Genomic DNA, 23,825 nt, shown 5'->3' with positions numbered 1-23,825 from the left:
TAAACGAAGAGACGGGGCTCAGGGCGCGGCCGTTTCGAAGATCATGCTGACCAAACCCTGGTAATTGCCTGGCACATAGCCGGTAGGTGGCGCCGGTTGCGCCGCTACCTCGAAGCCGATGATCGCGCCCGGCGCCGCCTGGGCGGCGCTGACCACTTCGGCCGGGGTGGTCTGCAGCACGGTGTCGCCGACCTTGACGTTGAGGCCGATGTTTTCGCTGCCGCTGGCAATGACCGCCGGCGAAACCAGATAGGCAGTGATCGGGCCCACGGTGCTCTTGACCTGCAATTCCTTGCGGATCGGATCGAGCTTGGCCTGATACGAGTTCCAGGCCATTTCCTGCGGGTCGTTCATCCAGTTGCCACCCACCGGTTCGACGAAGAAGGCGTCGGTCGGCACCTGGGCGGTCACCTGGACCTGTTTCTCGATCGGGTCCAACGCAAAGGCGGAACCGGCGAAGAACATGGCCAGGGGAAGGGCGAGTAACGTACGTTTCACGAATCTGATCTCCTTGAAGTGGTCAATACCTGCCGGCGCATGGCCAGCGGGTGAGGAGAAGTATTGGTGAACGCACTGCAGCGATGACTAAGACCGTTCCGAGCGAGCCTAAGAAATTTCCTAGCAGCTGAGACCATGACAGTTCTGGAAACACAACGCCCCGGCATGAGCCGGGGCGTTGTGCGTACCGCTCAAGGTATCAGTGAGAAACAGCCCCGCTGGCCCCCAGGCCGGTCTGTGAGCGGACGAACTGCGGGAAGAACAGCGCCCGTTCGTTTTCAGCGGCCTTGGACTTGTCGGTGACCGAGAAGAACCAGATACCGGCGAAGGCGATGATCATCGAGAACAGCGCCGGATACTCGTACGGGTAGATGGCTTTCTCGTGACCGAGGATCTGCACCCAGATGGTCGGCCCGAGGATCATCAAGCCCACCGCACTGACAAGGCCCATCCAGCCGCCGATCATAGCGCCACGGGTGGTCAGCTTTTTCCAGTACATCGAAAGCAACAGCACCGGGAAATTGCAACTGGCGGCGATGGAGAACGCCAACCCCACCATGAAGGCGATGTTCTGCTTCTCGAACAGGATGCCCAGGCCGATCGCCAGCACACCCAGGGCGACTGTGGTGATCTTCGAGACGCGGATCTCGTCCTTGTCGTTGGCCTTGCCCTTGCGCCAGACACTGGCGTACAGGTCATGGGACACCGCCGAGGCGCCGGCCAGGGTCAGGCCCGCGACCACCGCGAGGATGGTGGCGAAAGCCACTGCCGAGATGAAGCCGAGGAACACGCTGCCGCCCACAGCATCGGCCAGGTGCACCGCCGCCATGTTGTTGCCACCGATCAGGGCACCGGCAGCGTCCTTGAAGTCCGGGTTGGTGCTGACCAGCAGGATCGCGCCGAAGCCGATGATGAAGGTCAGGATGTAGAAGTAGCCGATGAAGCCAGTGGCGTAGAGCACGCTCTTGCGGGCTTCCTTGGCGTCACTGACGGTGAAGAAGCGCATCAGGATATGCGGCAGGCCGGCGGTACCGAACATCAACGCCAGGCCCAGGGAGAACGCCGAGATCGGGTCCTTGACCAGGCCACCCGGGCTCATGATCGCCTCGCCCTTGGCGTGCACCTTGATCGCTTCGGAGAACAGGGTGTTGAAGTCGAAGCCGACATGCTTCATCACCATCAGTGCCATGAAGCTGGCACCGGAGAGCAGCAGCACCGCCTTGATGATCTGCACCCAGGTGGTGGCGAGCATGCCGCCGAACAGCACGTACAAGCACATCAGGATACCGACCAGAATCACCGCGATGTGGTAGTCCAGGCCGAACAGCAGCTGGATCAGCTTGCCGGCACCGACCATCTGCGCGATCAGGTAGAAGGCCACCACCACCAGCGAGCCCGAGGCCGACAGGGTGCGGATCTCCTTCTGCCCGAGGCGGTACGAGGCTACGTCGGCAAAGGTGTACTTGCCCAGGTTGCGCAGGCGCTCGGCAATCAGGAACAGGATGATCGGCCAGCCGACCAGGAAGCCGATGGAGTAGATCAGGCCATCGTAGCCGGAGGTAAACACCAGCGCGGAAATACCCAGGAACGAGGCCGCCGACATGTAGTCACCGGCGATCGCCAGACCGTTCTGGAAACCGGTGATCTTGCCGCCGGCCGCATAGTAGTCGGCGGCCGACTTGTTGCGCTTGGAGGCCCAGTAGGTGATACCCAGGGTGAAGGCGACGAAGGCCACGAACATGGCGATCGCCGAGACATTCAGTGGTTGTTTCTGCACCTCGCCGGTAAGCGCTTCGCCGGCCCACACGGCGGGTGCGAAGGCACCGCAGGCCAGGATGGCCAGTTTTTTCAAGTGTCGGATCATTGCTTGGCCTCCTCGAGGATCGCCTTGTTCAACTCGTCGAATTCGCCGTTGGCGCGGCGCACATAGAGGGCGGTAAGCACGAATGCCGAGACGATCAGCCCGACGCCCAGGGGGATGCCCCAGGTAATCGACGATCCAGGGCTGAGCTTGGCACCCAGCACATGCGGGCCATAGGCGATGAGGAGGATGAAGGCGCAGTAGAGGCCGAGCATGATCGCCGAGAGAATCCAGGCGAAACGCTCGCGCTTGGTGACCAGTTCCTTGAAGCGCGGACTGTTCTGTATCGATTGGTAAATGCTGTCGTTCATTGTTTTTGTCCTAGCAGCACAGAGTAGGGAGAACCCAACTCCACTTTATGCTGCCGTTGGACGCCAACCAGACGACCTTAGTCTTAGATGCAACGGTGTTTTACAGATTTCGCAACAACCGTTCGCCCTGTAGGAGCGGCATTAGCCGCGATGTGAGCCTCGCGGTGCCTGGCACCCGCTTCGCGGGTGATCGCGGCTGAAGCCGCTCCTACTGCGGTCGTAACAGGTCAATGGGCCAAATCGAGCTACTTACCGGTCCACTCCTTGACGCGCTCCGGATGCTTGGCCACCCAGTCCTTGGCCGCCGCCTCAGGCTTGGCCCCTTCCTGAATCGCCAGCATCACCTCGCCGATCTCGTCCTTGGACTGCCACTGGAATTTCTTCAGGAACTCGGCCACTTCCGGGGCCTTGCCCGCCAGCTCCTTGCTGCCGATGCTGTTGACTGTCTCGGCCGCGCCATATACGCCTTTCGGGTCCTCGAGGAACTTCAGCTTCCACTTGGCGAACATCCAGTGCGGTACCCAGCCGGTCACGGCGATGGATTGGTTCTTGGCGTAGGAGCGACCCAGCTCGGCAGTCATCGCCGCACCGGAACTGGCCGTCAGTTTGTAACCGGTGAGGTCATAGTCCTTGATCGCCTGCTCGGTCTTGAGCATCACCCCAGAACCTGCGTCGATGCCGACGATCTTCTGCTTGAAGCTCTGGTCGGTCTTGAGGTCGGCGATGCTGTTGGCTTTGACGTACTCGGGGACGATCAGGCCGATCTTGGCGTCCTTGAAGTTGGGCCCGTAGTCAACGACGTTATCCTTGTTCTTGGCCCAATACTCGCCGTGAGTGACCGGCAGCCAGGCCGAGAGCATGGCGTCGAGCTTGCCGGTGGCCACGCCCTGCCACATGATCCCGGTGGCCACGGCCTGCAGCTTCACGTCATAGCCGAGCTTCTGCCTGATGACTTCGGCAGCCACGTTGGTGGTCGCCACGCTGTCGGACCAACCATCCACGTAACCGATGCTCACTTCTTTGGCCATTGCCTGCGCAGTGCTCATGGCCAATACCAGGGCGGTGCCCACCCCCAGGAAACGTCGCATACTCATCAAAGCATCCCCTCGTCAGGTCTTGGAGATTGCATCATCGACCTGCACCCGCGCGCGACCTGCTCTGTCAGCGACCTCTAACGAACGATCAGCGACAGCACTGTGCCATTAACGTCATCGCGCGATGAGGGCCTGCGCGATCCTTGCATGCCAAAGGCTTGGCGCCGGGCTACTATCACAGGCCTTGGCCGGCCTGTACCGGCCCTTTCGCCGGCAAGGCCGGCCTCTACAGGGGAACGTGACCACCCGATGCTCCGCACGACCTACCTGCTCGCCTGCCTGCTCGCCCTCACCTGCCTGGGTGCCCTCTGGTACGGCCTGGGCAAGCCGGTGCACCTGCCCGATGCCGCCAGCCCGACGCACAAGCTGCAGTGCGCCTCCTACACCCCGTTCGACAAGGACCAGTCGCCGTTCGACCAGCCGTTCCGCCTGCGCCCGGCGCGCATGGACGCCGACTTGGCACTGCTGGCCGAGCGCTTCCAGTGCATCCGCACTTACTCGATGACCGGCCTGGAGGCGATCCCGGCGCTGGCGCGCAAGCATGGCCTGAAGGTGATGCTAGGTGCCTGGGTCAATGCCAACCCGGTGGACACCGACCAGGAGATCGACCTGTTGATCGCCGCGGCCAACGCCAACCCGGACGTGGTCAGCGCGGTAATCGTCGGTAACGAGGCACTGCTGCGCAAGGAAGTGACCGGCGAGCGCCTGGCGGCACTGATCGGCAAGGTGAAAAGCCAGGTGAGTGTGCCGGTAACCTACGCCGATGTCTGGGAGTTCTGGCTGCAGCACCCGCAGGTGGCGCCGGCGGTGGACTTCCTCACCATCCACCTGCTGCCCTATTGGGAGGACGACCCGCGTGGTATCGACGCGGCCCTGGCCCATGTGGCCGAGGTGCGCCAGGTATTCGGCAATCGCTTCGCCCCGAAGGATGTGCTGATCGGCGAGACCGGCTGGCCCAGCGAGGGTCGCCAACGCGAGACGGCCATTCCCAGCCGGGTCAACGAAGCGCGCTTCGTCCGTGGTTTCGTGGCCCTGGCTGAAGCCAATGGCTGGCACTACAACCTGATCGAAGCTTTCGACCAACCGTGGAAACGCGCCAGCGAAGGTGCCGTGGGCGGCTACTGGGGCCTGTACGATGCCGACCGTCGGGACAAAGGCGTGCTCGAAGGGCCGGTGAGCAACCTGGCACTGTGGCCGCAATGGTTGCTGGCCAGCGTGCTGCTGATGCTGGCCACCCTGGCCCTGGCCGGGCGCCCGGCCAATGCCCGCGCCGCCTTGCTGCTACCGCTGCTGGCGGCCCTGGGCGCCGGCAGCCTGGGGTTGTGGGGCGAGCTGATGCGCGCCAACGCCCGTTTTGCCGGGGAATGGCTGTGGGCCGTGGCGCTGGCCGGGCTTAACCTGCTGGTGCTGGCCCAGGGCGCGCTGGCCCTGGCCCGTCGCGCGGGTTGGCGCCAGCGTTTGTCCGCCTGGCTCGAGCGCCATGGCGGCACGTGGTTGCTGGTGGCTGGGTTCGCCGCGGCGGTGAGCATGCTGGCGATGGTATTCGACCCGCGCTATCGCAGCTTCCCCAGTGCGGCGCTGCTGCTCCCGGCAGTGGTGTACCTGCTGCGACCGGTGACGGCACGGCGAGCGGAAGTGGCGTTGTTGGCGTTCATCATCGGAGCAGGCATTGCACCACAGCTGTTCCAGGAGGGATTGAGCAATCAGCAGGCCTGGGGTTGGGCGGTGGTCAGCGTGATGATGACCGGGGCATTGTGGCGCAGCCTGCGTGTGCGCTCGACGTGAAGTTCGCCGGCAAGGCCGGCTCCTGCCGGCCCGCGCACACGTGTAGGAGCCGGCTTTGCCGGGGAACGCGTCATCAACCGCCCCGCACTTGCCGAACCAGGCGCAACCCCGCCAGCACCACCGTAAACACCGCGATGCTTGCGGTATAGAGCACCAGCGCCGGAACACCGAATACCAAGGCCAGCACCGCCAACCACCAACCCAGCCTTGCCGGAAGCACCTGGGCAACCAAGGCCACCGCCAGCCCGGCCCAGGCAATCACCTGGAAATGAATCGCCAGGCCCAGCCACGAACGCACCTGGCACTGCCAGTACTCGGCCGGCACGGTGCACAAGCCCACCCAACGGGCATCCTCCATCAATTCGTAGCGCACGCCATAACTGGCGGCCAGCCACAGGGCCAGGAACAGCATCAAGGCAACGACCGGAAGCGACCGCGGCATCCCGTTCTCCAATAGTGGTAATCGAAACGCCGCATGATCGCCCAAGGCCCGGTGTAAGGCAAAATCACCCGCCTGCAGCTATGTTGCACAAGACCAACATTGCCTGGCGTGACAACATCTGGCGCGACAAAGGCATGAACGGCGGGCAACTTTGCCCCGCCAACCGTGGTCCTAGCCTGCGTATTGATTGCACGACCTTGCGTTTACCTGGGGGACTACATGCTTCGACCTTTGCGCCTCGCCGCCCTGCTTGGCGGCCTGCTCATGGCGGCGGCCGCCCTGGCGCGGGACATCGACGCCGCGAGCTACGGCTTTCCGCTGACCAACCCATTCGAGGCGACCATCGCCACCACGCCGCCAGATCATCGCCCGGCGCTGCCCAGCGACGACGACATTGATCAGGCCGACTACAGCCTGACGCTGCGCCCTGAGCGCGAATTCACCCTGCCCGACAACTTCTGGTCGGTGAAAAAGCTGCGCTATCGCCTGGCCAGGCAGGACCACGAGGCGCCGCTGATCTTCCTGATCGCCGGCACCGGCGCCCCCTACTCCAGCAGCATCAACGAATACCTGAAGAAACTGTTCTACCAGGCCGGCTACCACGTGGTGCAGCTGTCTTCGCCGACCAGCTGGGACTTCATGAGCGCCGCCTCGCGCTTCGCCACCCCAGGGGTGACCAGCGAAGATGCCAAGGACCTGTACCGGGTCATGCAGGCGGTGCGCGCGCAACACCCACGCCTGCCGATCAGCGAGTACTACCTCACCGGCTACAGCCTGGGGGCGCTGGACGCGGCATTCGTCAGCAAGTTGGACGAAACTCGCAAGAGCTTCAACTTCAAGCGCGTGCTGCTGCTCAATCCACCGGTGAACCTGTACACCTCGGTCACCAACCTGGACAAGCTGGTACAGACCCGGGTCAAGGGCATCGACAAAAGCACCACGTTCTATGAGCTGATGCTGGAAAAGCTCACCCGCTACTTCCAGGAAAAGGGCTACATCGACCTCAACGACGCGCTGCTGTACGACTTCCAGAGGTCCCGCGAGCACCTGTCCAACGAACAGATGGCCATGCTCATCGGCACGTCGTTCCGTTTCTCGGCGGCCGACATCGCCTTCACCTCCGACCTGATCAACCGCCGTGGCCTGATCATTCCGCCGAAGCTCCCGATCACCGAGGGCAGCAGCCTGGAACCGTTCTTCAAGCGCGCACTGCAATGTGATTTCGACTGCTATATCACCGAGCAGGTGATCCCGATGTGGCGTGCGCGCACCGACGGCAACAGCGTGTTGCAACTGATCGACCAGGTCAGCCTGTACGCCCTGGAAGACTACCTGCGCGACAGCCCCAAGATCGCCGTGATGCACAACGCCGACGACGTGATCCTCGGCCCCGGCGATATCGGTTTCCTGCGCCGGGTGTTCGGCGACCGTCTCACGCTCTACCCCCATGGCGGCCATTGCGGCAACCTCAATTACCGCGTCAACAGCGACGCCATGCTGGAGTTCTTCCGTGGTTAACAGACTGCTGCTCGTCACCGCCCTGCTCGCCAGCGGCTACGCCCTGGCCGAGGAGACCGCGCCGCGTGCCAGCGTGGTCGAATCCGACACCATCGGCACCCTCTCGGCGGAAACCGACGGTTTCCTCGACCCGCTGCGCGAGCTGAAATTCAACCCGGGCCTGGACCAGCGCGAGTTCGAGCGCTCGACCCTGGCCGCGCTGAATGTGTACGACCCGCTGGAGTCGATGAACCGGCGCATCTATCACTTCAACTACCGCTTCGACGAGTGGGTATTCCTGCCGGTGGTCAACGGTTACCGCTACGTCACACCGGGCTTCGTGCGTACCGGCGTCAGCAACTTCTTCAGCAACCTTGGGGATGTGCCCAACCTGTTCAACAGCGTGCTGCAGCTCAAGCCCAGGCGCTCGGCGGAAATCACCGCGCGGTTGATGTTCAACACCCTCATTGGCGTCGGTGGGTTGTGGGACCCGGCAACGAAGATGGGCCTACCGAAACAGAACGAGGACTTCGGCCAGACCCTGGGCGTCTATGGCGTGCCGGACGGGCCGTACATCATGTTGCCGATCCTGGGGCCGTCGAACCTGCGCGACACCACCGGGCTGGTGGTGGACTACGTGGGCGAGCGGGAGCTCAACTACCTCAACATGGCCGAGGCGGCCGAGGGCCACCCCGAGATCACCCTGCTGCGTGTCATCGACCGGCGCTACACCAACAACTTCCGTTACGGGCAGACCAATTCGCCGTTCGAGTACGAGAAGCTGCGCTACGTGTACACCCAAGCGCGCAAGTTGCAGATCGCCGAGTAACAACTGTTCGCTGTAGGAGCGGCTTCAGCCGCGATTCAGGCAACCCGGTGCCCGGCACCCGCTTCGCCGGTGATCGCGGCTGAAGCTGCTCCTACACAGGCGAACCGGTCAACTCGCCAATCCAAGAAACTGTGCGAGCTCCCGTTTTTTTGCCAGCGCATCCTTGCGCCCCAGCTCGATCAACTCACTACAGTAACTCGCCTCGAACAGTAGATAGCTCAACACTCCCGCCCCACTGGTCTTGGTCGCCCCCGGCCCGCGCAGGAACAGGCGCAGCGCCGCCGGCAGCTCGCGCCGGTGCCGCGCGGCGATCTCATCCAGCGGCTGGCTGGGCGCCACCACCAGCACCTCGATCGGCGCCAGGCCCAGGCGCCGTGTGTCCAGGTGCGCGGGCAGCAAGTGACTGAGGTGGTTCAGCCGCTGCAGCAGCTCGATGTCGTCCTCGAGGCTGTCGATGAAGGTGCTGTTGAGCAAGTGCCCGCCAATCTGCGCCAGGCTTGGTTGCTGGCCGCTGAACACGCGCTGGGTCGGCAACGGCGGCGCGGGCCGCTGTGGGTTGCCGCTGACCCCCACCACCAGCACCCGGCTGGCGCCCAGGTGCAGTGCCGGGCTGATCGGCGCCGACTGGCGCACCGCGCCATCGCCGAAGTACTCCTCGCCCAGGCGCACCGGGGCGAACAGCAACGGGATCGCCGAGCTGGCCAGCAAGTGGTCGATGGTCAGCGGCGTGGGCATGCCGATGCGGCGGTGGCGCAGCCAGGGCTCGATGGTGTCGCGGCCCTGGTAGAAGGTCACGGCCTGGCCCGATTCGTAACCGAAGGCGGTGACGGCAACGGCGCGCAGCTGGTTGGACGCCAGGGAGTGGCCAATGCCATCGAGGTCGAGGTGCTTGTGCAGCAAAGCACGCAACGGGCGGCTGTCGACCAGCGCCACGGGTACATGGCCACCCAGCCCCAGCAGGCTGTGCCCGACGAAGCGGCTGGCCTGGCGGATCACCCCCGGCCAGTCGCTGCGCAGTACCAAATGGCTGCGAAAGTGTTGCCAGAAAGTGGTGAGCTGCTGTACCGACTCAGCGAAGCGGGTGGCGCCGCTGGCCAACTTGACGGCATTGATGGCGCCAGCCGAAGTGCCGACGATCACCGGGAACGGGTTGGCCGCGCCGGCAGGCAGCAGTTCGGCAATGCCGGCGAGCACGCCGACCTGGTAGGCGGCACGGGCGCCGCCGCCGGAGAGGATCAGGCCGGTGGTGGGGGTCATGGTTCCTCCCTGGATCTTCGCCCGTTCACCGGCAAGCCGGCCCCTACAGGGGCAGCGTAGGAGCCGGCTTGCCGGCGAACGGGCCGGACAATTCAGCGTGCTTTTTGGTCGTACAACCGCGGCTCGCCCTCGGGCCGCGACTTGAAGCGCCGGTGCGCCCACAGGTATTGCTCGGGGCACTCACGCAACACACCCTCGACCCACTGGTTGATGCGCAGGCAATCGGCCTCTTCGCTCTCTCCCGGGAAGCCCTCGAGCGGCGGGTGCACCACCAGACGATAGCCGCTGCCATCCTCCAGGCGCTTCTGGGTGAATGGAATCACCCGGGCCTTGCCAAGGCGGGCGAACTTGGTGGTGGCGGTGACGGTGGCGGCCGGGATACCGAACAGCGGCACGAAGATGCTCTGCTTGATGCCGTAGTCCTGGTCCGGGGCGTACCAGATCGCCCGCCCCTTGCGCAGCAACTTGAGCATGCCTCGCACGTCGTCGCGCTCCACCGCCAGTGAGTCGAGGTTGTGGCGCTCGCGGCCACGGCGCTGGATGAAGTCGAACACCGCGTTGCCGTGCTCGCGGTACATGCCGTCGATGGTGTGGACCTGCCCCAGCAACGCGGCGCCGATCTCCAGGGTGGTGAAATGCACGGCCATGAGGATGGCGCCCTCGCCTTCACGCTGGGCGGCCTGCAGGTGCTCGATGCCCTCGATATGGGCCAGGCGTGCCAACCGGGCCTTTGGCCACCACCAACTCATGGCCATTTCGAAGAAGGCGATGCCGGTGGAGGCGAAGTTTTCCTTGAGCAGGCGCTGCCGTTCGTCGCCGGACAGTTCCGGGAAACACAGCTCGAGGTTGCGCGCGGCGATGCGCCGGCGCTCGCCGGCCACACGGTACATCACCGCGCCCAGGGCACGCCCCAGCGCCAGCAGGGCTCGGTACGGCAGTTGCGCGACCAGCCACAGCAGCCCCAGCCCCAGCCACAGGCCCCAGAATCGCGGGTGAAGGAAAGAGGATCGAAAACGCGGGCGTTCCATTGAAGCTTCCGGCAAGACATGAGCCCGGCATTCTACATCGGTTGCGGGCAAACGGTCTTATCGCTATAAGTCAGGGCACTTTTTTCGCAACAAGCCGTCTATGCAGACCATGAGCCCCAACCAGACACCCGACAACGCCCCCGTGTTCCAGCTCAAGGGCAGCATGCTTGCCATCACCGTGCTGGAACTGGCGCGCAACGACCTCGAATCCCTCGACCGCCAGTTGGCGGCGAAGGTGGCGCAGGCGCCGAATTTCTTCAGCAACACCCCGCTGGTGCTGGCCCTGGACAAGCTGCCTGCTGACGAAGGCGCCATCGACCTGCCCGGGCTGATGCGCATCTGCCGTCACCATGGCCTGCGCACCCTGGCGATCCGCGCCAGCCGCATCGAGGACATCGCCGCGGCGATCGCCATCGACCTGCCGGTGCTGCCCCCGTCAGGTGCCCGCGAGCGCCCGCTGGAGCCCGAGCCAGAAGTGAAGAAGCCCGAGCCAGAGCCCACCCCGCCGCCGACGCCGGCCGAACCTGAGGTGCGCCCGACGCGCATCATCACCTCACCGGTGCGTGGCGGCCAGCAGATCTACGCCCAGGGCGGCGACCTGGTGGTCACCGGCTCCGTAAGCCCAGGCGCGGAACTTCTCGCCGACGGCAACATCCATGTGTACGGCGCCATGCGCGGCCGTGCCCTGGCAGGAATCAAGGGCAATACCAAAGCGCGCATCTTCTGCCAGCAGATGACCGCGGAAATGGTCTCCATCGCCGGCCAGTACAAGGTCTGCGAAGACCTGCGCCGCGACCCGCTGTGGGGCTCGGGCGTGCAGGTCAGCCTGTCCGGCGACGTGTTGAACATCACCCGTCTTTAACGGATACTTGCCGGCATTTTTAGCGCAACTTTTTTCCCGTTGCCGTTTTTTGTATTTGCAGGGACCTGCGTCCCGATTATTTAGGGGTGAAACACCTTGGCCAAGATTCTCGTCGTCACTTCCGGCAAGGGGGGTGTGGGCAAGACCACCACCAGCGCCGCCATCGGTACCGGCCTCGCACTGCGCGGCTACAAGACGGTCATCGTCGACTTCGACGTCGGTCTGCGTAACCTCGACCTGATCATGGGCTGCGAGCGCCGCGTGGTGTACGACTTCGTCAACGTGGTCAATGGCGAAGCCAACCTGCAGCAGGCCCTGATCAAGGACAAGCGCCTGGAGAACCTGTTCGTGCTGGCCGCCAGCCAGACCCGCGACAAGGACGCCCTGACGCAAGAAGGCGTCGAGAAGGTGCTGATGGAGCTCAAGGAGCAGTTCGACTACGTCATCTGCGACTCGCCGGCCGGTATCGAGAAAGGCGCGCACCTGGCGATGTACTTCGCCGACGAAGCCATCGTCGTAACTAACCCCGAAGTGTCGTCGGTACGTGACTCCGACCGCATGCTGGGCATCCTGTCGAGCAAGTCGCGTCGCTCCGAGAACGGCGAGGAGCCGATCAAGGAACACCTGCTGATCACCCGTTACCACCCCGAGCGCGTCGAAAAGGGCGAGATGCTCAGCATCGCCGACGTCGAAGAGATCCTGGCGATCAAGCTCAAGGGTGTGATTCCCGAGTCGCAAGCCGTTCTCAAGGCCTCCAACCAAGGCATCCCGGTCATCCTTGACGACCAGAGCGATGCCGGCCAGGCGTACAGTGACACCGTCGACCGTCTGCTGGGTAAAGAGAAGCCCCTGCGGTTCATCGACGTGCAGAAGCAAGGATTCTTTGCGCGTCTGTTTGGAGGCAAGTAAACCATGAACCTTTTTGACTTCTTTCGTGGCAGGCAGAAACAGACCAGCGCGTCGGTAGCGAAAGAGCGTCTACAGATCATCGTGGCGCACGAGCGCGGCCAGCGCAGCACCCCGGACTACCTGCCGGCGCTGCAGAAGGAGCTGGTCGAGGTGATCCGCAAGTACGTCAACATCGGCAACGACGACGTGCAGGTGGCGCTGGAGAACCAGGGTAGCTGCTCGATCCTCGAGCTGAACATCACCCTGCCTGAGCGCTGATAGAGCGCCAAGCAATTGATCATTGGGGCTGCCTTGCAGCCCATCGCCGGCAAAGCCGGCTCCTACAGGTATTACATTCCTCTGTAGGGGCCGGCTTTGCCGGCGATGGGCTGCAAAGCGGCCCCAAATGGCTATTAAGAGAACCTGCAATGCCGTTGTCGAACATCCAGATCCTTCACGAAGACGCCGCCATCCTGGTGATCAACAAGCCGACCCTGCTGTTGTCGGTGCCAGGCCGCGCCGAGGACAACAAGGACTGCCTGATCACCCGCCTGCAGGAAAACGGTTACCCCGACGCCCTGATCGTCCATCGCCTGGACTGGGAAACCTCGGGGATCATCCTGCTGGCCCGCGACGCCGACAGCCACCGCGAGCTGTCGCGCCAGTTCCACGATCGCGAGACAGAAAAGGCCTACACCGCGCTGTGCTGGGGCCAACCGGCGCTAGACAGCGGCAGCATCGACCTGCCGCTGCGCTACGACCCACCCACCAAACCGCGGCATGTGGTCGACCACGAGCAGGGCAAGCATGCCTTGACCTTCTGGCGCATCGTCGAACGCTGCGGTGATCATTGCCGGGTCGAGCTGACCCCGATCACCGGGCGCTCGCACCAGTTGCGTGTGCACATGCTGTCGATCGGGCACCCGCTGCTGGGGGATCGGCTGTACGCCAACCCCGAGGCGCTGGCGGCCCATGAACGGCTGTGCCTGCATGCGTCGATGCTGAGCTTTACCCATCCGGTGACGGGCGAACGCCTGAAATTCGAGTGCCCGGCACCGTTCTGATGCGGTTCGCCGGCAAGCCGGCTCCTACAGATTGCCCACAGTAGGAGCGGGCTTGCCGGCGAATAGGCCGACACAATTTGTCGAGCAATTACGCTAAACTCGCGCCACTGCTGTCTGGAGTGACTTATGCGCGACGCCCTGAATACCGGCCTGATCGAATTCCTCAAGGCCTCCCCGACGCCCTTCCACGCCACCGCCAGCCTCGTGCAACGCCTCGAGGCCGCTGGCTACCAGCGCCTGGACGAGCGCGACAGCTGGGCCATGGTGCTTGGCGGTCGCTACTACGTGACCCGCAACGATTCCTCGATCATCGCCATCAAGCTGGGCAAGCTCTCGCCGCTGCTGGGCGGGATCCGCATGGTCGGCGCCCACACCGACAGCCCCTGCCTGCGGGTCAAGCCGCAGCCTGAACTGCAGCGCCAGGGTTTCCTGCAACTGGGCGTTGAAGTATACGGCGGCGCCCTGCTCGCCCCCTGGTTCGACCGTGACCTTTCGCTGGCCGGCCGGGTCACCTTCCGCCGTGACGGCAAAGTGGAAAGCCAACTGATCGACTTCAAGCTGCCGATCGCGGTGATCTCGAACCTGGCGATCCACCTCAACCGCACCGCCAACGAAGGCTGGCAGATCAACCCGCAGACCGAGCTGCCCCCTATCCTGGCGCAAGTGGCCGGCGACGAGCGGGTCGACTTCCGCGCCCTGCTCACCGAGCAACTGGCCCGCGAGCACGACCTCAACGCCGACGTGGTGCTCGACTACGAGCTGAGCTTCTACGACACGCAAGACGCCGCGCTGATCGGCCTGAACGGCGACTTCATCGCCGCCGCCCGCCTGGACAACCTGCTGTCGTGCTATGCCGGCCTGCAGGCGCTGCTCGCTGCCGACAGCGACGAAACCTGCGTGCTGGTGTGCAACGACCATGAAGAAGTCGGCTCCTGCTCGGCCTGCGGCGCCGACGGCCCCATGCTCGAGCAGACCTTGCAGCGCCTGCTGCCGGACGGCGACGATTACGTGCGTGCCATCCAGCGCTCGCTGATGGTCTCGGCCGACAACGCCCATGGTGTGCACCCCAACTACGCCGACAAGCACGACGGCAACCACGGGCCCAAGCTCAACGCCGGCCCCGTGATCAAGGTCAACAACAACCAGCGTTACGCCACCAACAGCGAAACCGCCGGTTTCTTCCGCCACCTGTGCATGGCCGAGGAAGTGCCGGTGCAGAGTTTCGTGGTGCGCAGCGACATGGGCTGCGGCTCGACCATCGGCCCGATCACCGCCAGCCACCTGGGCGTGCGCACCGTCGATATCGGCCTGCCGACCTTCGCCATGCACTCGATCCGCGAGCTGTGCGGCAGCCATGACCTGGCGCACCTGGTGAAAGTGCTCACGGCCTTCTACCGCAGCCGCGAACTGCCTTGAGGCCAGAAACAGTAGCCCATTGATCTGGCATGACCTCTGTAGGAGCGGCTTGAGCCGCGATCACCCGCGACACTGCGTTGCCCGCATCGCGGCTGAAGCCGCTCCTACGAAGGCCCTTGTTCCCTGCGCGAGAGAGGATGCCGCGGGTCAATACCCCTCCGCCGCAACCCGCTATGCTTAGGACATGCCCTCGAAGCAAAAGGATTGCCGTACATGTCCCCCTTCCTCTCCCTGTTCGTGCCCGTCTTCCTGTTCCTGATGTTGCTGACCATCGGTTTCAGCCTGCGCGAGCGCAACATCGGCGTGCTGATGATGTGGATCGGCACCCTGGGCATCTTCGGCCTCACCTGTTGGAAGATCCTCGAGAAACTCCCCACATAAAGCTCTACACTCGGGCAATCGTTTGACCTGAGGTAGATTTCCCAGTGCCTGCATTCCTGCGCTGCCTGACCCTTCTGTTGTTCCTGTTCGTCACCCCGGCCCACGCCGCCGGCCTGCCCGGCCTGCTCGGTTCGAGCGCACCCAGCCAGCCCGAAGCCAGCGAACCCCTGGGCAAATCCCTGGACGAGGTGATCAAGAACCTGGAGAACGACCAGCAGCGGGCCAAGCTGCTGGCCGACCTGAAGAAACTGCGCGACGCCAGCAAACAATCGCAACCCACCGTCGAGCAAGGCGTTCTCGGGCTGATCGGCGGCGCCCTGCATGACTTCGAACAACAGTTCAGCGGCGAGGCCAGCCCGTTCAACCGCTGGTCGCTGGAGATCAGCCTGGCGCGTGACGAACTGACCGCGCTGGTGGTGCCGGTGCATCAATGGCCGGCGATGCTGTTCGGTTTCGCCGCGATCATCGCGGTGTGGAGCCTGCTGGCCTATGCCTTCAACTGGGTCGGCCACCAGTTGCGGGTGCGCTTCGGCCTGAGCGAGGAACTGCCCCAGCACCCGCGCACCTGGGACCTGGTGCGCTTCGCCCTGCGCAAGCTCGGCCCCTGGTTGGTGGCCCTCATCTTCACCGTCTACCTGAGCTTTGCCCTGCCCTCCTCGCTGGGCAAGTCCATGGCCATGGTCCTGGCGTATGCCCTGGTGGTCGGCACACTGTTCTCGGCCATCTGCGTGATCGCCTTCTCCCTGCTCGACGGCCCGCACCGCCGCCGCGCGCTGCATATCCTGCGCCACCAGGCGTTTCGCCCGCTGTGGATGATCGGCAGCTTCGCCGCGTTCGGCGAGGCGATGAGCGACCCCCGCCTGACCACCGCCCTGGGCAGCCACCTGGCCCACGCCCTGGCCACCCTCGCCAACGTCATCGCCGCCGTGTGCACCGGTCTGTTCATCCTGCGCTTCCGCCGCCCGATCGCCCACCTGATCCGCAACCAGCCGCTGGCCCGGCGCCTGACCCGCCGTACTCTGAGCGACACCATCGAGATCCTCGGCAGCTTCTGGTACATCCCGGCCCTGATCCTGGTGGCGATCTCGCTGTTCGCCACCTTCGTCTCCGCCGGCGACACCAGCACCGCCCTGCGCCAGTCGCTGATGTGCACGGTGCTGGTGGTGGTGTGCATGGTGCTCAACGGCCTGGTACGCCGCCACGCCGCCAACCCCAAGCGCGCCAACAAGCGCCAGGCGGTCTACACCGAACGCCTGCGCAACTTTGGTTATATGCTGGTGCACCTGTTCATCTGGCTGGCGTTCATCGAGCTGGGCCTGCGCGTGTGGGGCCACTCGATGATCAGCTTCGCCGAAGGCGACGGCCATGAAGTGAGCCTGCGCCTGCTGGGCCTTGCCGGCACGCTGATCGTCGCCTGGCTGGTGTGGATCCTTGCCGACACCGCCGTGCACCACGCCCTGGTGCGCTCGCGCCGGGGCCTGGCCAATGCCCGGGCGCAGACCATGATGCCGTTGATCCGCAACGTGATGTTCGTGGTGATCTTCATCATCGCGGTGATCGTCGCCCTGGCCAACATGGGCATGAACGTCACCCCGTTGCTGGCCGGTGCCGGTGTCATCGGCCTGGCCATCGGTTTCGGCGCCCAGTCGCTGGTGGCCGACCTGATCACCGGGCTGTTCATCATCATCGAGGACTCGCTGGCCATCGACGACTACGTCGACGTCGGCGGCCACCTGGGCACCGTAGAGGGGCTGACCATCCGCACCGTGCGCCTGCGCGACATCGACGGCATCGTCCACACCATCCCATTCAGCGAGATCAAGAGCATCAAAAACTACTCGCGGGAGTTCGGCTACGCGATCTTCCGCGTGGCCATCCCCCACAGCATGAACATCGACCAGGCCATCACGCTGATCCGCGAGGTGGGGCAGAAACTGCGCAACGACCCGCTGATGCGCCGCAACATCTGGTCACCGCTGGAGTTGCAGGGGGTGGAGAGCTTCGAGTCGGGCTCGGCGATCCTGCGGGCGCGGTTCAAGACCGCGCCGATCAAACAGTGGGAAGTCTCGCGGGCGTTCAACCTGGCGCTGAAGCGCCAGCTGGATGAAGCCGGGCTGGACCTGGCGACGCCGCGGTTGTCGGTGCAGGTGGTGACCGCTGGCGGTGGCGCCATGGGCGAAACGAAGTAGAGCCAGTTCCCTGTAGGAGCGGCTTCAGCCGCGATCACCCGCCAAGCGGGTGCCAGGCACCGCGCTGCCTGCATCGCGGCTGAAACCGCTCCTACAAAGACCGCCCTAACCGGCCTCGGCGCGGATGCGGATCGCATCATGCCGCCAATATTCCAGGTCACAGTCGATCAGATGCCCATGCTGGTCGCAGTTGACCCGGGTGATATGCAACCCCGGACTCCCCGCCGAAATCTTCAGCGCAGCGGCCGCCGCCACCGGCAACGCAGTCGGCACAATCTCGAAACACACCTGCCCATACCGAATCCCATACTCCCGCGCATAGATCTCGGTCAGCGACCGCGCCAGGTCCAGTTCGAGTATCCCGGGGAAGTAACGCGGATTGAGATAGTGCTCGGCATACAGCACCGCCCGCCCATCGATGCGCCGCAGGCGGCAGATACACACCACGCTGGACAGCGCCGGCAGGCGCAGGCGCGCGCAGATCGCCGCCGGCGCCGGCTGCAGCCGCGCCGAGAGCAGCTCGGTGCACGGCTCGCGCCCCTGGTCACGGACCATCGCATGGAAGTGGCTACGCTGGATCAGGTCGTAGGTCAGCCGCTCGGGGGCTACGAACCAACCACGCCGCTCTTCGCGATAGATCAGGCCCTGCGCTTCCAACTGCACCAGCGCCTCGCGCAGGGTGATGCGCGTGGTGTCGAACACCTCGCTGAGCTTGCGCTCGGCCGGCAGTTTGCCGCCCGGTGCCAGCAGGCCATGTTCGATCTGCTCCTGCAGGGCCTGGCAGATGGCTGTTACCGCGCGCGGTGGCGTCGCTTGCATCAAAGGTTACCTATCTGGACTAGTCCAGCCCCATGACAGGGCATTCGGAGAATAGTGCAAGCCTAGGCACAGCTGATGAACATCCTGTGACAAAGCCTTGAACCCTACCTGCCAGATTCGGGCCATCCCCCGTAAATCCGGGCCTTTCGATGTGGTCTACGCTGTATTTCCAGGGCCGTCGCCGCCCTTGGCGGCGTCCGCCTTACATCAAACTGTCACGCAACAGGCCTACCTTGGCTCAAGGTTTGCTGACCTAGACCAACGGTTCGCAAGCGCAGGTCCATTCATAACAACGAATGCAAGGCACCCACCAAAGGAGCTTCGGATGAAAAAGTTGTTCATGGCGTCACTGCTCGGTTCGGCCATCGCTTTTTGCACCACGGCCATGGCCGAGGACCTCAAGGCCCTTGAAGACGCCGCCCGCAAGGAAGGCACGGTCAACAGCGTGGGCATGCCCGATGCCTGGGCCAACTGGAAAGGCACCTGGGAGGACCTGGCGAAGAAATACGGCCTCAAGCACAGCGACACCGACATGAGCTCGGCCCAGGAAATCGCCAAGTTCGATGCGGAAAAAGACAACGCCAGCGCCGACATCGGCGACGTCGGTGCCGCCTTTGGCCCGATCGCCGCCACCAAGGGCGTGACCCAGCCGTACAAACCGAGCACCTGGGAGCAGGTCCCGGCGTGGGCCAAGGACAAGGACGGCCACTGGGCCCTGGCCTATACCGGCACCATCGCCTTCATCATCAACAAAGACCTGGTGAAAGAGAACGCGCCGAAGTCCTGGGCGGACCTCAAGACCGGCAAGTACAAAGTTGCCATTGGCGACGTCAGCACCGCAGCCCAAGCAGCCAATGGCGTACTGGCAGCCGCCATCGCCAACGGTGGCAACGAGTCGAATATCCAGCCGGGCCTGCTGTTCTTCGCAGACCTGGCCAAGCAGAACCGCTTGTCGATGTCCAACCCTACCATCCAGACATTGGAGAAGGGCGAGGTAGAGGTCGGCGTGGTGTGGGACTTCAACGGTCTGAGCTACCGTGAACAGATTGATCCCAAGCGTTTCGAGGTGCTAATCCCCGCTGATGGTTCGGTAATCTCGGGCTACACAACCATCATCAATAAGTACGCCAAACACCCGAATGCGGCGAAACTTGCACGTGAGTACATCTTCAGCGATGCCGGCCAGACCAACTTGGCCATCGGCAACGCCCGGCCGATCCGTGCCGAGCACCTGAAGTTGCCAGCAGACGTGCAGGCCAAGCTGCTGCCCAACGAGCAGTACAAGGCAGCCCAACCGATCAAGAACGCCGAGGCCTGGGAAGCGACCTCCAAGGCCCTGCCGCAGAAGTGGCAGGAGCAAGTGATCATCGAGATGGAGTAAGGCCATTCGCCGGCAAGCCGGCTCCTACGGGTTCCGCACTCTTGTAGGAGCCGGCTTGCCGGCGAAAGACCCAACCACAGATCCTCCCGGAGCAAACATGCAACACAACGTCATCCTGGTCCTGCTCGACGGCCTCAACCACCAGGTCGCGCACCACGCCATGGGCCACCTGCACGCCTACGTCGAGGCCGACCGCGCCGCGCTGTACCGCGTCGAATGCGAACTGCCGTCGCTGTCGCGGCCGCTGTACGAATGCATCCTCACCGGCGTGCCGCCCATCGACAGCGGCATCGTCCATAACAACGTCAACCGCCTGTCCAACCAGCGCAGCGTGTTCCACTACGCCCGCGAGGCGGGCCTGGGTACCGCGGCGGCGGCCTATCACTGGATGAGCGAGCTGTACAACCGCTCGCCGTTCGACCCGCTGCGCGACCGCCACACCCATGCGCCAAAGCTGCCGATTCAGCACGGTTTGTTCTACTACGCCGACCATTACCCCGACTCACACCTGCTGGCCGACGCCGAGTACCTGCGCCGCCGCCACGCACCGAATTTCCTGCTGGTGCACCCGATGAACATCGACGACGCCGGCCACCGCCACGGCCTGGACAGCAGCCAATACCGCAACGCCGCGCGCAGCGCCGACATCCTGCTGGCCGACTACCTGCCGCGCTGGCTCGAAGAGGGCTACCAGGTGCTGGTCACCGCCGACCACGGCATGAACAACGACCGCTCGCACAACGGCCTGCTGGCCGAGGAGCGTGAAGTGCCGCTGTTCGTCTTCGGCGAGGCATTCAGCCTGGACCCGGCGGCCAAGCCGTTGCAGACCGAGCTGTGCGGGACCATTTGCGAGCTGCTGGGGGCGCCCCACGACAAGCCGGTCTGCCGGGAGTTGCTCAAGTGAATGCAAGCCATCGCGGCCGCTACCTGGCCCTGCTCTGCCTGCTGCCGTTCGCCGTATTCTTTATCATTTTCCAGGTCGCGCCGCTGGCCTGGGTCGCCATCAACAGCCTGCAGAGCGAAAGCGGCTGGGGCCTGGCCAACTTCAGCAAGATCTTCGCCTCGAAGTTCTACCTTCAGGCGCTGCAGCGCAGCCTGGAGATCAGTTTCTGGTCGAGCCTGTTCGGCATTGTCATCGCCACGCTGGGCGCCTATTCGTTGCGCCGGGTCGACTCGAAGCTGCGCGACTTCGTCAGTGCCTTCGCCAACATGACCAGCAACTTCGCCGGTGTGCCGCTGGCGTTCGCCTTCATCATCCTGCTGGGTTTCAACGGCGCACTGACGCTGCTGCTCAAGCAGATGGGCCTGCTCGGTGACTTCAGCATCTATTCCAAGACCGGCCTGATCCTGGTCTACACCTACTTCCAGATTCCCCTGGGCGTGCTGCTGCTCTACCCCGCCTTCGACGCCCTGCGCGAAGACTGGCGCGAGTCTGCCGCGCTGCTCGGCGCCAGCCATTGGCAGTTCTGGCGGCACATCGGTTTGCCGGTGCTCACCCCGGCACTGCTGGGCACCTTCGTCATCCTGCTGGCCAATGCCCTGGGTGCCTACGCCACCGTCTACGCCCTGACCACCGGCAACTTCAACGTGCTGCCGATCCGCATCGCCGGGCTGGTGGCCGGCGACATCAGCCTCGACCCGAACCTGGCCAGTGCCCTGGCAATGGTGCTGGTGGGGTTGATGACCGTGGTCACGGTGGTCCATCAATGGCTGCTCAAGAGGAGCTACCATGCGCGCTGAACACAACGCAGGCGGGCTCTACCACCGGGTGGTGGTGTACCTGCTGTTCCTGATCCTGCTGCTACCGCTGGCCGGCACTTTGCTCTACTCGCTGGCCACCAGCTGGTCGGCGACCCTGCTGCCCAGTGGCCTGACCTTCAAGTGGTACGTCGCGTTGTGGAGCGAATCGCGCTTCCTCGCCGCGTTCGGCCAGTCGCTGCTGGTGTGCGTGGGTGCGCTGCTGCTGTCGGTGGTGCTGATCCTGCCGCTGTTGTTCGTGGTGCACTACCACTTCCCGAAGCTCGACGCACTGATGAACGTGCTAATCCTGCTGCCGTTCGCGGTGCCGCCGGTGGTGTCTTCGGTGGGCCTGCTGCAGCTGTACGGCAGCGGGCCGATGGCGATGGTCGGCACGCCGTGGATCCTGATCGGCTGCTACTTCACCATCGCCCTGCCGTTCATGTACCGGGCCATCACCAACAACCTGCAAGCCATCAACCTGCGCGACCTGATGGACGCCGCCCAACTGCTGGGCGCCAGCACCTGGCAGGCCGCCTTCCTGGTAGTGCTGCCCAACCTGCGCAAGGGCCTGATGGTGGCGCTGCTGCTGTCGTTCTCGTTCCTGTTCGGCGAGTTCGTGTTCGCCAACCTGCTGGTGGGTACCCGCTACGAGACCCTGCAGGTGTACCTGAACAACATGCGCAACAGCAGCGGCCACTTCAACAGCGCCCTGGTGATCTCCTACTTCGCCTTCGTGCTGGTGCTGACCTGGGTCGCCAACCGCTTGAACAAGGACAAGACCTGACATGAGCTTCGTCAGCGTACAGAAACTGCAAAAAAGCTACGCCGGCAGCCCGGTGTTCGAGAACATCGACTGCCAGATCGAGCGTGGCGAGTTCGTCACCCTGCTCGGCCCCTCCGGCTGTGGCAAGTCCACCCTGCTGCGCTGCATCGCCGGGCTGACGCCGGTGGACAACGGCCGCATCCTGCTCGATGGCCAGGACATCGTCCCGCTCAGCCCGCAGAAGCGCGGGATCGGCATGGTGTTCCAGAGCTACGCGCTGTTCCCCAACATGACCGTGGAGCAGAACGTCGCCTTCGGCCTGCGCATGCAGAAGGTCAGACCCGACGAAAGCCAGGCCCGGGTGCGCGAGGTGCTCGAGCTGGTGGAGCTGGGCAGCTTTGCCGGGCGCTACCCGCATCAACTGTCCGGTGGCCAGTGCCAGCGCGTCGCCCTGGCCCGTTCGCTGGTTACCCGCCCGCGCCTGCTGCTGCTCGACGAGCCGCTGTCGGCGCTGGATGCGCGCATCCGCAAGCACCTGCGCGAACAGATCCGCGCGATCCAGCGCGAGCTGGGGCTGACCACCATCTTCGTCACCCACGACCAGGAAGAAGCGCTGACCATGTCGGACCGCATCGTCCTGATGAACCAGGGCCGCATCGTCCAGAGCGGCGATGCCGAGACCCTCTACACCGCCCCCGTCGACCTGTTCGCCGCGGGCTTCATCGGCAACTACAACCTGCTCGACGCCGACAGCGCCAGCCGCCTGCTGCAACGCCCGGTGGCCAGCCGCCTGGCCATCCGCCCGGAGTCCATCACCCTCGGCTTGAACGGTGAGCTGGACGGCGAGGTGCGCAGCCACAGCCTGCTGGGCAACGTCATCCGCTATCGGGTGCAGGTTCGCGGCGTGGAACTGGTGGTCGACGTACTCAACCGTTCGGCGGCCGACCTGCACACCGACGGCCAGCGGGTATCCTTGTCGATCGACCCCACGGCGCTACGGGAAGTAGCCTAAGGAGCACAAACGCATGGCACTGGCAATTTTCGATCTGGACGAAACCCTCATCCATGGCGACTGTGCATCGCTGTGGAGCGAGCAGATGGCCCGGCTGGGCTGGGTCGACGGCAAGGCGTTCCTCAAGCGCGACCATGACCTGATGGAGGCCTACGGCAAGGGCCACCTGGCCATGGAGGACTACATGGCCTTCAGCCTGGAGCCCATCGCCGGGCGCACGCTGGAAGAGGTCGAGCACCTGGTCGAACCGTGGGTGGAGGATGTGATCGAGCCGATCATCTATGGCGATGCCTGCCGCTGCATCGCCGAGCACCGCAAGCGTGGCGACCGGATCCTGATCATCTCGGCGAGTGGTACGCACCTGGTGGGGCCGATCGCGGCACGCCTGGGCGTGGATGAATACCTGGCGATCGAGCTGGAGGCGATGAACGGAGTGTTTACCGGCAAGACCCACGGCGTGCTGACCTACCGTGAAGGCAAGATCACTCGGTTGCTGGAGTGGCTGGACCAGGAGCAGGAGAACCTGGAGGGGGCGAGTTTCTATTCCGATTCAAGGAACGACTTGCCGTTATTGCTGAAGGTGGATCACCCGCATGTGGTGAATCCGGATTCAGTGTTGCGTGAGCATGCCCAGATCAATGGCTGGCCGATCCTGAGCTGGTCGTGACGCCGCTGTTCGCCGGCAAGCCGGCTCCTACACGGAACCTG

Annotated in this window: 24 protein-coding genes; 16 read left to right on the top strand and 8 right to left on the bottom strand. The window is 64.2% G+C overall.

What is annotated here, in order from left to right; all coding sequences use genetic code 11:
- Window positions 1–18 precede the first annotated feature (18 nt).
- The 4 genes from IM733_RS00740 to IM733_RS00725 all read right to left on the bottom strand — a co-directional run bounded on the left by IM733_RS00740 (window position 19) and on the right by IM733_RS00725 (window position 3,764).
- On the bottom strand, window positions 19–498 hold the full coding sequence (locus IM733_RS00740; RefSeq protein WP_248919117.1) for a CS1 type fimbrial major subunit: 480 nt from the start codon (window positions 496–498) through the stop codon (window positions 19–21).
- A gap of 199 nt (window positions 499–697) precedes the next feature.
- On the bottom strand, window positions 698–2,362 hold the full coding sequence (locus tag IM733_RS00735) for a cation acetate symporter (protein WP_248919116.1): 1,665 nt from the start codon (window positions 2,360–2,362) through the stop codon (window positions 698–700).
- The gene (locus IM733_RS00730; protein ID WP_248919115.1) at window positions 2,359–2,670 is read right to left on the bottom strand and encodes a DUF485 domain-containing protein; all 312 of its coding nucleotides are present in this window, start codon (window positions 2,668–2,670) and stop codon (window positions 2,359–2,361) included. Before IM733_RS00730 ends, IM733_RS00735 begins: the two co-directional genes overlap by 4 nt.
- A gap of 245 nt (window positions 2,671–2,915) precedes the next feature.
- The gene (locus tag IM733_RS00725) at window positions 2,916–3,764 is read right to left on the bottom strand and encodes a glycine betaine ABC transporter substrate-binding protein (protein ID WP_248919114.1); all 849 of its coding nucleotides are present in this window, start codon (window positions 3,762–3,764) and stop codon (window positions 2,916–2,918) included.
- Window positions 3,765–4,013: 249 nt separating this feature from the next.
- On the opposite strand from IM733_RS00725, the gene IM733_RS00720 reads away from it, so the two are divergent.
- The gene (locus IM733_RS00720) at window positions 4,014–5,549 is read left to right on the top strand and encodes a beta (1-6) glucans synthase (protein WP_248919113.1); all 1,536 of its coding nucleotides are present in this window, start codon (window positions 4,014–4,016) and stop codon (window positions 5,547–5,549) included.
- A 73-nt stretch (window positions 5,550–5,622) separates the two neighbouring features.
- Here IM733_RS00720 and IM733_RS00715 read toward each other — a convergent pair whose 3' ends face one another.
- A complete protein-coding gene (locus tag IM733_RS00715) occupies window positions 5,623–5,991 on the bottom strand; it encodes a hypothetical protein (RefSeq protein WP_248919112.1) in 369 nt (122 codons plus the stop codon).
- A 219-nt stretch (window positions 5,992–6,210) separates the two neighbouring features.
- Between IM733_RS00715 and IM733_RS00710 the strand changes: the two genes are divergently transcribed.
- Window positions 6,211–7,509 carry a serine/threonine protein kinase gene (locus tag IM733_RS00710; protein ID WP_248919111.1) on the top strand — a complete coding sequence of 433 codons (1,299 nt, stop codon included), beginning with the start codon at window positions 6,211–6,213 and terminating at the stop codon, window positions 7,507–7,509.
- Complete coding sequence (locus tag IM733_RS00705; protein ID WP_248919110.1) at window positions 7,502–8,317, top strand: MlaA family lipoprotein; 816 nt, start codon at window positions 7,502–7,504, stop codon at window positions 8,315–8,317. Before IM733_RS00710 ends, IM733_RS00705 begins: the two co-directional genes overlap by 8 nt.
- 108 nt (window positions 8,318–8,425) lie before the next feature.
- On the opposite strand, the gene IM733_RS00700 is transcribed toward IM733_RS00705, so the two are convergent.
- On the bottom strand, window positions 8,426–9,574 hold the full coding sequence (locus tag IM733_RS00700; protein ID WP_248919109.1) for a patatin-like phospholipase family protein: 1,149 nt from the start codon (window positions 9,572–9,574) through the stop codon (window positions 8,426–8,428).
- 92 nt (window positions 9,575–9,666) lie between these two features.
- Window positions 9,667–10,602 (bottom strand): lipid A biosynthesis lauroyl acyltransferase, encoded by a 936-nt coding sequence (locus IM733_RS00695; protein ID WP_248919108.1) that lies wholly within the window; start codon window positions 10,600–10,602, stop codon window positions 9,667–9,669.
- A 100-nt stretch (window positions 10,603–10,702) separates the two neighbouring features.
- Here IM733_RS00695 and minC point away from each other — a divergent pair, with 100 nt between their 5' ends.
- The 7 genes from minC (at window position 10,703) to IM733_RS00660 (ending at window position 17,402) form a co-directional block, all read left to right on the top strand.
- Window positions 10,703–11,464: a septum site-determining protein MinC gene (minC, locus tag IM733_RS00690; protein WP_248919107.1), complete on the top strand. Its 762-nt coding sequence runs from the start codon at window positions 10,703–10,705 to the stop codon at window positions 11,462–11,464.
- A gap of 96 nt (window positions 11,465–11,560) precedes the next feature.
- Window positions 11,561–12,373, top strand: coding sequence for a septum site-determining protein MinD (gene minD / locus IM733_RS00685; protein WP_050704578.1), 813 nt, complete (start codon window positions 11,561–11,563; stop codon window positions 12,371–12,373).
- A gap of 3 nt (window positions 12,374–12,376) precedes the next feature.
- Entirely contained in the window at window positions 12,377–12,631 is a 255-nt protein-coding gene (gene minE, locus IM733_RS00680) for a cell division topological specificity factor MinE (RefSeq protein WP_011532731.1), read from the top strand.
- A 149-nt stretch (window positions 12,632–12,780) separates the two neighbouring features.
- The gene (locus tag IM733_RS00675; protein ID WP_248919106.1) at window positions 12,781–13,416 is read left to right on the top strand and encodes an RluA family pseudouridine synthase; all 636 of its coding nucleotides are present in this window, start codon (window positions 12,781–12,783) and stop codon (window positions 13,414–13,416) included.
- Window positions 13,417–13,542: 126 nt separating this feature from the next.
- Window positions 13,543–14,832 carry a M18 family aminopeptidase gene (locus tag IM733_RS00670; protein WP_248919105.1) on the top strand — a complete coding sequence of 430 codons (1,290 nt, stop codon included), beginning with the start codon at window positions 13,543–13,545 and terminating at the stop codon, window positions 14,830–14,832.
- 213 nt (window positions 14,833–15,045) lie between these two features.
- Window positions 15,046–15,213 (top strand): hypothetical protein, encoded by a 168-nt coding sequence (locus tag IM733_RS00665; protein ID WP_011532728.1) that lies wholly within the window; start codon window positions 15,046–15,048, stop codon window positions 15,211–15,213.
- Between the two features lie 44 nt (window positions 15,214–15,257).
- On the top strand, window positions 15,258–17,402 hold the full coding sequence (locus IM733_RS00660) for a mechanosensitive ion channel family protein (RefSeq protein WP_248919104.1): 2,145 nt from the start codon (window positions 15,258–15,260) through the stop codon (window positions 17,400–17,402).
- Window positions 17,403–17,507: 105 nt separating this feature from the next.
- On the opposite strand, the gene phnR is transcribed toward IM733_RS00660, so the two are convergent.
- Window positions 17,508–18,221 carry a phosphonate utilization transcriptional regulator PhnR gene (phnR, locus tag IM733_RS00655; protein WP_248919103.1) on the bottom strand — a complete coding sequence of 238 codons (714 nt, stop codon included), beginning with the start codon at window positions 18,219–18,221 and terminating at the stop codon, window positions 17,508–17,510.
- A 325-nt stretch (window positions 18,222–18,546) separates the two neighbouring features.
- Here phnR and IM733_RS00650 point away from each other — a divergent pair, with 325 nt between their 5' ends.
- The 6 genes from IM733_RS00650 (at window position 18,547) to IM733_RS00625 (ending at window position 23,784) form a co-directional block, all read left to right on the top strand.
- Complete coding sequence (locus IM733_RS00650; RefSeq protein WP_248919102.1) at window positions 18,547–19,602, top strand: ABC transporter substrate-binding protein; 1,056 nt, start codon at window positions 18,547–18,549, stop codon at window positions 19,600–19,602.
- 97 nt (window positions 19,603–19,699) lie between these two features.
- A complete protein-coding gene (locus IM733_RS00645; RefSeq protein ID WP_248919101.1) occupies window positions 19,700–20,506 on the top strand; it encodes an alkaline phosphatase family protein in 807 nt (268 codons plus the stop codon).
- Window positions 20,503–21,342 (top strand): ABC transporter permease, encoded by an 840-nt coding sequence (locus IM733_RS00640; protein WP_248919100.1) that lies wholly within the window; start codon window positions 20,503–20,505, stop codon window positions 21,340–21,342. Before IM733_RS00645 ends, IM733_RS00640 begins: the two co-directional genes overlap by 4 nt.
- The gene (locus tag IM733_RS00635; RefSeq protein ID WP_248919099.1) at window positions 21,332–22,126 is read left to right on the top strand and encodes an ABC transporter permease; all 795 of its coding nucleotides are present in this window, start codon (window positions 21,332–21,334) and stop codon (window positions 22,124–22,126) included. Before IM733_RS00640 ends, IM733_RS00635 begins: the two co-directional genes overlap by 11 nt.
- Window position 22,127: 1 nt before the next feature.
- Entirely contained in the window at window positions 22,128–23,117 is a 990-nt protein-coding gene (locus IM733_RS00630) for an ABC transporter ATP-binding protein (protein WP_248919098.1), read from the top strand.
- A 13-nt stretch (window positions 23,118–23,130) separates the two neighbouring features.
- A complete protein-coding gene (locus IM733_RS00625) occupies window positions 23,131–23,784 on the top strand; it encodes an HAD family hydrolase (RefSeq protein ID WP_248919097.1) in 654 nt (217 codons plus the stop codon).
- Window positions 23,785–23,825 lie beyond the last annotated feature (41 nt).

Source organism: Pseudomonas entomophila (assembly GCF_023277925.1).
Taxonomy (GTDB): domain Bacteria; phylum Pseudomonadota; class Gammaproteobacteria; order Pseudomonadales; family Pseudomonadaceae; genus Aquipseudomonas; species Aquipseudomonas entomophila_D.
Note: the sequence above shows the minus strand (reverse complement) of the source record. Positions and strands in the feature narration are given on the sequence as shown.

Coding starts and splice junctions, on each gene's coding strand:
- IM733_RS00735 (WP_248919116.1), bottom strand. CDS start 2,362: ATGATCCGACACTTGAAAAAACTGGCCATCCTGGCCTGCGGTGCCTTC.
- IM733_RS00730 (WP_248919115.1), bottom strand. CDS start 2,670: ATGAACGACAGCATTTACCAATCGATACAGAACAGTCCGCGCTTCAAG.
- IM733_RS00725 (WP_248919114.1), bottom strand. CDS start 3,764: ATGAGTATGCGACGTTTCCTGGGGGTGGGCACCGCCCTGGTATTGGCC.
- IM733_RS00720 (WP_248919113.1), top strand. CDS start 4,014: ATGCTCCGCACGACCTACCTGCTCGCCTGCCTGCTCGCCCTCACCTGC.
- IM733_RS00715 (WP_248919112.1), bottom strand. CDS start 5,991: ATGCCGCGGTCGCTTCCGGTCGTTGCCTTGATGCTGTTCCTGGCCCTG.
- IM733_RS00710 (WP_248919111.1), top strand. CDS start 6,211: ATGCTTCGACCTTTGCGCCTCGCCGCCCTGCTTGGCGGCCTGCTCATG.
- IM733_RS00700 (WP_248919109.1), bottom strand. CDS start 9,574: ATGACCCCCACCACCGGCCTGATCCTCTCCGGCGGCGGCGCCCGTGCC.
- IM733_RS00695 (WP_248919108.1), bottom strand. CDS start 10,602: ATGGAACGCCCGCGTTTTCGATCCTCTTTCCTTCACCCGCGATTCTGG.
- minC (WP_248919107.1), top strand. CDS start 10,703: ATGCAGACCATGAGCCCCAACCAGACACCCGACAACGCCCCCGTGTTC.
- minE (WP_011532731.1), top strand. CDS start 12,377: ATGAACCTTTTTGACTTCTTTCGTGGCAGGCAGAAACAGACCAGCGCG.
- IM733_RS00675 (WP_248919106.1), top strand. CDS start 12,781: ATGCCGTTGTCGAACATCCAGATCCTTCACGAAGACGCCGCCATCCTG.
- IM733_RS00670 (WP_248919105.1), top strand. CDS start 13,543: ATGCGCGACGCCCTGAATACCGGCCTGATCGAATTCCTCAAGGCCTCC.
- IM733_RS00665 (WP_011532728.1), top strand. CDS start 15,046: ATGTCCCCCTTCCTCTCCCTGTTCGTGCCCGTCTTCCTGTTCCTGATG.
- phnR (WP_248919103.1), bottom strand. CDS start 18,221: ATGCAAGCGACGCCACCGCGCGCGGTAACAGCCATCTGCCAGGCCCTG.
- IM733_RS00650 (WP_248919102.1), top strand. CDS start 18,547: ATGAAAAAGTTGTTCATGGCGTCACTGCTCGGTTCGGCCATCGCTTTT.
- IM733_RS00645 (WP_248919101.1), top strand. CDS start 19,700: ATGCAACACAACGTCATCCTGGTCCTGCTCGACGGCCTCAACCACCAG.
- IM733_RS00635 (WP_248919099.1), top strand. CDS start 21,332: ATGCGCGCTGAACACAACGCAGGCGGGCTCTACCACCGGGTGGTGGTG.
- IM733_RS00630 (WP_248919098.1), top strand. CDS start 22,128: ATGAGCTTCGTCAGCGTACAGAAACTGCAAAAAAGCTACGCCGGCAGC.
- IM733_RS00625 (WP_248919097.1), top strand. CDS start 23,131: ATGGCACTGGCAATTTTCGATCTGGACGAAACCCTCATCCATGGCGAC.